Below are 7339 nucleotides of genomic sequence, written 5' to 3'. Positions count from 1 at the left end.
TCGCTTGCCAGCAAGCTCCTACAGGAACCGGAGGGATCAAGAGGGTCGCTTTGGTTGTGTGGGAGCCTGCTTGCAGGCGAAGGGTTGCCTCCATTCGCTTGCCAGCAAGCTCCTACAAGAACCGGTGGGATCGAAGGGGCGTTTTGGTTGTGTGGGAGCCTGCTTGCAGGCGAAGGATCACCCTGACTGCAACGCCGCCATGAGCTTTTCCACCTTGAACAGCGACTCGCGGTATTCTTCCGCCGGATCCGAATCGTAAACAATGCCGCCCCCGCCATGGCAGTAAAGGTGTTTGCCGCGGGTCTGCATGGTGCGGATCAGGATATTGCTATCGAAATTGCCCAGGTCATCCTGCCAGAAAAAGCTACCGCAGTAGGCGCCGCGAGGGGACGGTTCCAGCTCGGCAATGATCTCCATGGCCCGACGTTTGGGGGCGCCGGTGATTGATCCGCCGGGAAAGGCGCTGAGCAGAGCGTCCAGTGGCGTGAGTTCCGCCCGCAACCTGCCACTCACGGTACTCACCAGGTGCTGAACGTTGCTGAACCGGCGCAGTTCGAACAGCGGTTCGGCCCTGACCGAGCCTGGCTCACAGCAGGCCCCGAGATCATTGCGCAGCAGATCCACAATCATCAAATTTTCCGCCCGGTCTTTGGGGTGCTGGCGAAGGGCCTCGCCCAGGCGAGCATCCTCTTCAGGCGTGGCGCCTCTTGGGCGTGAGCCCTTGATCGGTTCAGTCACTACCCGATCTTGCTGAATGGAGAGAAACCGCTCCGGGGAAACCCCGAATAACGCGTCCTCGCCCATCCTGAAAAAGCAGGCGTGGGGCGCAGGGTGTTGCCATAACAGTTTTTGCCAACCGGCCAGCGGGTCGCCCTCGAAGGTGGCGCTGAAGCGTTGTGCCAGGTTGACCTGATAGCAATCTCCGGCTTCCAGATAGGCCAGAATCTTGTCAATGCGCTGCCTGTATTGTTGATGGGCCATATCCGCCGTGAACGCAGTGGTGAGGCGAAAACCCGTTTCACAGTCTATAGAGGAAGAGGGGATTGGACTTGGACGTTCCCGGTACAGGTGAACAATCGCCGTTGAGTGACGGTCGATTTCCATGCCGTGTAACCGGTAGCCCGCTTCGTAGGGCACCACGCCGGCCGCAAAGCGGATGCCCCGGCGAAAAGCTTGCTTCAGTTGCCCGGGTAAAGCACGAAGCTGCGCCTCGGAACGGGCCTCCAGGGTTTCACAAGGCTGGCCGAGGGCAAGAATCTGCTGATTGTCGGTAAACAGGCAACTGGTAAGCATGGTGTCAGTGGGATCCGCGGGGAGGCCAGTCTAGCGGCTAACCGGGGGCTTGCCCATGGTGCCGCCTCAATATGGCTTCATCGCAGGAGCTTGCCTGCAAGCGAATGGTGGGTTTGCGTGCAGGCAAGCGCCTACAACACCGGGTAGAGCGGTTCTTTATCTGCCTGTTACCCAAGGTAACAGGTGATGGGTTTGTTACAGAGTCGTAGCACTGGAATATGGATCGGCAGTCATTGCTTGAATGGTATTTCTCTATTTATTCAATGAGTTACCGTGTTCTTTGAGGCCAAAAAAGTTTTGTAACCACGGATTGGCTTTTGTAACCAATGTGTTAACGTAACTCCGTGAGCTGATAAAACGGCACACCGAGGATTACAACAAAACGTTGTGCACACGAGGAGATAATAATGACTTTCAAGAAACTCGCGCTTGCCGCTGCCATCGCCGCTGCCCCGGTAGCTTCCATGGCCATGCAGCCGATGCAAGACGAAGCGCTGTCCGGCGTTACCGGCCGTGACGGTATCAGCATTGGTATCAATACTTCTGGCCTTTCCATGGATGCTTACATCCATGATAAGGATGGTCTTGGCACCGGCCCCTTCGATTCTGGTGCAATTGTTATCACTGGCATGAATATCGATACAGGCGGTAATGATATCCAAATCGATATTGATGCTGACGGCAACGCTGCTGGTACTGATGCGGGTGCATTGCTTAATGTCAAAGTTACGCTGCCTAACACCATTGCCATCGATACTGGCAGCATCTCTGTTGCGGATTCTGACCGTGGTTATACGACTCCGGGCGATGCTACTACTACTGCAACGGGTGACTGGGGGATTAGCGGCCAGACAGATACTATCCTGAAGAATACCCACATTGAGCTGGGTACCACCACGCTGAATATTCAGCTGGGTCATGAAGAGCAAGGCTCCATGATTGCTTTGAATACGACTATCACTAATGGTGTGACACTTACTGATGGCGGCATTCTGGATGCCTCTAATAGCTACGCAGGCACAGGTGGCGGCGACATTGGTATCCTCTTCGATAGCATGTCTGTGACCAATAGTGGTGCCAGCACTGACCTGACTGTTGACGCCGACGTTGATGTCGAGGCTAACGGTTTGGTGGTAACCCTGAACCAGTTGGGTGATGCCAGCAATGGTATTGATGTGCAGATCGTCAATCAGCGTTTGGGTTATTACGACTCGGCGAACGCGGCTGACACCGATAACGTTGCTTCTATGGGTGACGTAGAAGTTGTTGGTCTGGACCTGAGTGGCACGAAGCTGACCATCTCTGGTCACTAAGTCGTTCGGTGTTGTAAAAAGCCCGGCTTCGGCCGGGTTTTTTATTGGCTGAAAAAACGTCGGTGTGTGTCGTTAAGGGTGGTTGCCTAGCAAGCATGACGTGGTTAACATGTGTCCTTACGTTTGTGACAAACAATAACAATAACGATGGATAACCTGCGATGCTGACTTCCATGTTGGGTGTGGCGCTGATGTTCTTCGCGGCCAATCAGGCTGCCGAGATCAAGCCTTATCCGAAGGGCACCGTCTATTACGAGTACCCGACCAGGCAGGGCGGCGTTCCCGAGCTTGGTGTGACCGTCCGTCCTGTCTCTGAATTCCGCTATCACAATGTTACCCGGCAGGCCTACGACTACTCCTGCGGGTCAGCGGCGCTGACAACCGTGCTTAACCAGTACCTGGGCCGCCAATTCCAGGAGCGGCAGATCATGGAAGGGCTGCTGCGTTTCGGCGAAACAGAGAAGATCGTCAAACGACGGGGGTTCTCCCTGCTGGATATGAAACGTCTGGTCACGGCTCTCGGCCACCCCAGCGGCGGCTTTCGGGCGGACTTCTCAGATATCGAGACGCTCGATCACCCGGCTATCGTTCCGATTGCCTATGGTGGCTTCAAACACTTTGTGGTGTTGAAGACCTACAAGGATGGCCACGTCTACGTGGCGGACCCGGCGCTCGGCAATATCAGCTTCACGGAAGCCAAGTTCAAGGAAATCTGGCAGCAGAATGTTCTCTTCATCGTGTTTCCCAACGGTTTCGCGCCCCACGATGGCCTGGAGCTGACTGACCACGATTTGCGTCTGCTGGATGACAAGACCATTAACCGGTTGGCGTTTGAGGAATTTCCGCCGCTTCGTGATTTCACCAAACCGATCGAGCAGTGGGCCGACAAGGCCAGTACACTGCAGCCGGTGCTGATTACCGATGATGATGGGGTGGAGCGGGTAATCAATGTGCCAACTCGTACGTATTACCGCAAATAATGGCAAATCCCGAATAACACGGCCTGCAGTGGCAAATAACAAACAGAATAAAGGAAGGCTTGCATGAAAATTATGTCTGGGAAAGCAGCTGCCCTGGCTGCCCTGTTGCTGGCTGCTCAGCAGGCTGTCTGGGCCGCGGAGACCGACGACACCGCAGGCAATGCCGATCAGCCCGCCAGCGAGAGCGGTGCGGGTGATGTGGATCAGGCCCGTGAAGCCCTGAAAACCAAGGACGACGACGTGTCCGAGCGCAAGAATCTGGAAGAAGTCTTCCAGGCCTCGGACAAGAAGTACTCTCTGTTGCGTAGTGGCGATATGACCTTGTATTTCTCCGCCAACTACAACTACTACCGCGATGATCGCATTGACCTGGCCATTGACGAGGATACCGGTAACATCAGCCGTTTCCGGATCGAGCAGGATGCCCAGCACTCTTTCTCCTCGGCGCTGTCTTTCGACTACGGCATCTGGAACAACCTGACCTTCAACACCCGTTTGCCGGTGTCCTACAAGTACGATACCCAGAAAGATGTGTCCCAGGCGGCTCTGGGGGATGTGTCTTTTGGTCTGCGCTATCAGCCATTCCCGGTCGAGGTTGGCGGTGTTAACACCACCTTGTACACCACCCTGACCACGCCGACCGGTGACAGCCCTTACGAGATCAATGTGAACAGTGAGGTTTCCAGTGGTTCGGGCTACTACTCACTGGGTGGTGGTGTCAGCATGAGCAAGGTCGTGGACCCGGTGGTGCTCTACGGCTCTCTGGGGTACACCACGGCCTTTGATATTACCGGCCTGAACCAGAACCGGGGGGGCAGTGTGCTCAAGGAAGTCCAGCCCGGCGACAGCATCAGCTTCTCCATGGGGCTGGCTTACTCGCTTTCCTATGAGGTCTCCCTGAGCTGTAGTTACCAGCAATCCTATAATTTTGATACCACCTTTATCTTTAATGACCGCACGACCCAGTCAGAAGATTCCACCTCCAGTGTGGTGAATACCTCTCTGGGGCTTCGTTCGGCGAATAACCGGATTATCAACTTCAGCTTTGGTTTTGGTCTCACAGAAGATTCCCCGGATGTGCTGCTCGGCCTTTCCATGCCGATCGACATCACTGGCTTGAAACCCGGCGCGTAAGCCGAGATGAGCAGTTCTATGGGGTATGCCATGAAGAATAACAACAGACTGGGCCGCCGAAGCCTGCTCGGAGTCGTCGCACTGGTGGGCATGTTGCTCTGTGCGGTCAGCCAGGCACAGCTGGCGACCAACATCGGTGTCGATGTGAAAGCCATGAGCATGGGGCATGCGGTTACCGCAGATCCGCCGGGCATTATGGCGGTGCACTTCAACCCAGCCGGGCTGGCCAAGCTGGATGGGCGCCAGATCAACCTGCAGTTCCTTGGGGTTGATCTGTCTCTGGAGAGCAAATTCTCCGCACCGCCGGGCTACAATGTGTTCGGTTACTCCGATGATCCGATCGTGTGTAATGATGCGCCCAATGATGGCGTCGATTACTGCCGGGATTTCAAAACCTCCAGCAGTACCATCGAAGGGGTCTCTCTCTATATTCCGTTCCTGAATGACACGGTGGATCTGCCTCCGGGCCCTCTGCTGGCCGGCCCGTTGCCATCTTTCTCCATCAAACCGGCAGGCTCCAAGTTCACCTTTGCGACCGCGACCTATCTGCCCCAGGCCGCCGGCTTCTATCGTTCCGAAGACGATCCGGGCAACTACATGGGCAAGCGGGTGGCGCTGGAGCGCATTACCTACCTGTCACCATCCATTGGCTACCAGGTCAACAATGAACTATCCATCGGCGCGTCCATTGGTTTGAGCTTTCAGGCGGTATCCCTGGAGCAGGATTTCCGAGCGCCAAACCAGCTGCTGGGTTTTGCCCGGACCCTGGATGAGTCAATCTGTGCGCCCTTCAAGGGCGAGTCCAACATTGCTCTGGATTTGATCCTGTTTGGTATCTGTCGCCCGGAAGAGGGCCTGGGGCCCTTCAAGAACCTGGCGTCCCTGGATGTTTCCATGGATCAGCGTCTCAGCCCCAGTTACAACCTGGGCGTGCTCTGGGAGCCCAATGACTGGTTTGCATGGGGGGCCGTATGGCGCTCTGAATCCAAGATGCACCTCAATGGCGATTACCAGATTACCTATTCCAAGGCGGCCCAGGACACCATCAACGGTATTGGTGGTTCCGCCACCGGGGCGCTGGCATTGGCAGTACTCGGTATTCCGTCCCGGGTCGGTGAGCAGGAAGTTGGGCAGGTGAATATGGACCTGACCATGCCTGCGTCATTTCAGACCGGTATCAAGATCCGTCCTACGGATCGGTTGCAGTTCAATATTGATGCGGTGTGGGCGGACTACAAGGAATGGGATTCCTTTACCTTCAATTTTGACCGCAGCTCGACCATGCTGAGTCTGGCTCGTCTGTTCTCTGCCGGCTCAACCTCCACCAGCCTGCAATATCCACTGAACTACCAGTCTACCTGGAACCTGGCCTTTGGTGCGTCCTACGACCTGACCGGCCGTATCCAGCTACGGGCTGGGTATGAGCCCCGGGCTTCCGCCATTCCGGATGACCGCCGCAGCCCGCTGGTGCCTATCAATGAGGCTAAATTCTACAGCCTGGGGCTGGGCTACAAGTGGGACAAGGACACCGATATCGATCTGGGCATTGCCCAGCTGCGCAGCAAGGATGATATCCCGGCCAACAGCAGCTGCGCGGCCAACTGTACCGGCATCGATAACCTGGTCTACAACCCCTATGCCGGGCTGGATATCCAGACCGAGGCGACCATCAATATTGTCGGCCTGGCTTTCCGAACCAAATTTTAATGAGATACCGCCATCTACTCGCTATCGCCGTGATTCTGGGGGGCTGCCAAAGCCACCCGGATACCGGCGATCTCTACGTCTATACGGATGCACAGGGTAATCTGGTCACGCTTCAAAAGCCGGCGAGACAGGCGAGCCAGTCCGAGGAGGCGCCGGCATCCTCCTCTGACGAAAGCGCCACTGCTCCCCAGGCGAAAAGTCCGCAAAAGGCACCATTGGGGTCAGATTCCATGGCCGATTATCGGCCCAGTGATGAAGTGGAGGCGGATCTGAAGGATAAAGAGCGCGACCGCTTTGTCACCTACATGGATGCCACCGGTCAGCTGGTCAATCGGCCGGTAGATCTGGTGGCAGCCAAGGAAGCCAAAGAAAATGCTGGTCCTGGCTACCAAACCGTTGCGCAAGATCAGTATCTGGAGACTTATCGGGAGATCCGCAGCGATTGCTGCAAGCACCTGATCGATGACGCTATCGCGCTTCACCTGAACAGGCAGCGATCCATTCACTTTGGCGATGAAAGCGCGCTGATGGTGGGCGATGAGCCGTACCGAGCCGTGTTACTGGCCCCGGACGAAGGGGTGAGCGCCATTGATGTACGGGCCTATCTTAAAAACAAGGGCTATGTGGCGGCGCAAATTCTCTGGCTCGACAGCAGTGGTACGCCGGTATTGCTGGTAGATCAGCCTTTTACCCGCCGCTATGAAGAGAATTGGTACCGTTACGGCTACCTGGAAGGAACCCTGCCCAGGCAGCAGGGTCAAACTTACTTGGTCGTTTTCCTTCCCTACACACAGGACCATCCGAGCACGGATGGACTGACCGCGACGCTATCCGGTGACCTTGTAGTGACCGGCGTCGCCAACGAATAATCGCCCTCAAGGGGGCTGTAGGAGCTTGCTTGCAAGCGAAGGG

6 protein-coding genes are annotated in these 7339 nt (G+C 56.0%); 5 read left to right on the top strand and 1 reads right to left on the bottom strand.

Translation table 11 applies throughout. The annotated features are described in order from the left end of the window. Positions 1 to 177: 177 nt before the first annotated feature. Complete coding sequence (gene pabB / locus A11A3_RS16795) at positions 178 to 1293, bottom strand: aminodeoxychorismate synthase component I (RefSeq protein WP_008930534.1); 1116 nt, start codon at positions 1291 to 1293, stop codon at positions 178 to 180. Positions 1294 to 1700: 407 nt separating this feature from the next. Here pabB and filA point away from each other — a divergent pair, with 407 nt between their 5' ends. The 5 genes from filA (at position 1701) to A11A3_RS16770 (ending at position 7296) form a co-directional block, all read left to right on the top strand. Then, positions 1701 to 2606: a putative pilus system protein FilA gene (gene filA, locus A11A3_RS16790; RefSeq protein WP_008930533.1), complete on the top strand. Its 906-nt coding sequence runs from the start codon at positions 1701 to 1703 to the stop codon at positions 2604 to 2606. A gap of 161 nt (positions 2607 to 2767) precedes the next feature. Continuing rightward, entirely contained in the window at positions 2768 to 3586 is an 819-nt protein-coding gene (locus tag A11A3_RS16785) for a C39 family peptidase (RefSeq protein ID WP_008930532.1), read from the top strand. A 63-nt stretch (positions 3587 to 3649) separates the two neighbouring features. Further along, on the top strand, positions 3650 to 4720 hold the full coding sequence (locus A11A3_RS16780; protein ID WP_008930531.1) for a hypothetical protein: 1071 nt from the start codon (positions 3650 to 3652) through the stop codon (positions 4718 to 4720). Positions 4721 to 4750: 30 nt separating this feature from the next. Beyond that, positions 4751 to 6427: an OmpP1/FadL family transporter gene (locus tag A11A3_RS16775; protein WP_051011850.1), complete on the top strand. Its 1677-nt coding sequence runs from the start codon at positions 4751 to 4753 to the stop codon at positions 6425 to 6427. After that, complete coding sequence (locus A11A3_RS16770) at positions 6427 to 7296, top strand: hypothetical protein (RefSeq protein ID WP_157375817.1); 870 nt, start codon at positions 6427 to 6429, stop codon at positions 7294 to 7296. Before A11A3_RS16775 ends, A11A3_RS16770 begins: the two co-directional genes overlap by 1 nt. Positions 7297 to 7339 lie beyond the last annotated feature (43 nt).

The organism is Alcanivorax hongdengensis A-11-3 (genome assembly GCF_000300995.1).
Lineage (GTDB): Bacteria > Pseudomonadota > Gammaproteobacteria > Pseudomonadales > Alcanivoracaceae > Alcanivorax > Alcanivorax hongdengensis.
Note: the sequence above shows the minus strand (reverse complement) of the source record. Positions and strands in the feature narration are given on the sequence as shown.

Coding starts and splice junctions, on each gene's coding strand:
- A11A3_RS16785 (WP_008930532.1), top strand. CDS start 2,768: ATGCTGACTTCCATGTTGGGTGTGGCGCTGATGTTCTTCGCGGCCAAT.
- A11A3_RS16770 (WP_157375817.1), top strand. CDS start 6,427: ATGAGATACCGCCATCTACTCGCTATCGCCGTGATTCTGGGGGGCTGC.
- pabB (WP_008930534.1), bottom strand. CDS start 1,293: ATGCTTACCAGTTGCCTGTTTACCGACAATCAGCAGATTCTTGCCCTC.
- filA (WP_008930533.1), top strand. CDS start 1,701: ATGACTTTCAAGAAACTCGCGCTTGCCGCTGCCATCGCCGCTGCCCCG.
- A11A3_RS16780 (WP_008930531.1), top strand. CDS start 3,650: ATGAAAATTATGTCTGGGAAAGCAGCTGCCCTGGCTGCCCTGTTGCTG.
- A11A3_RS16775 (WP_051011850.1), top strand. CDS start 4,751: ATGAAGAATAACAACAGACTGGGCCGCCGAAGCCTGCTCGGAGTCGTC.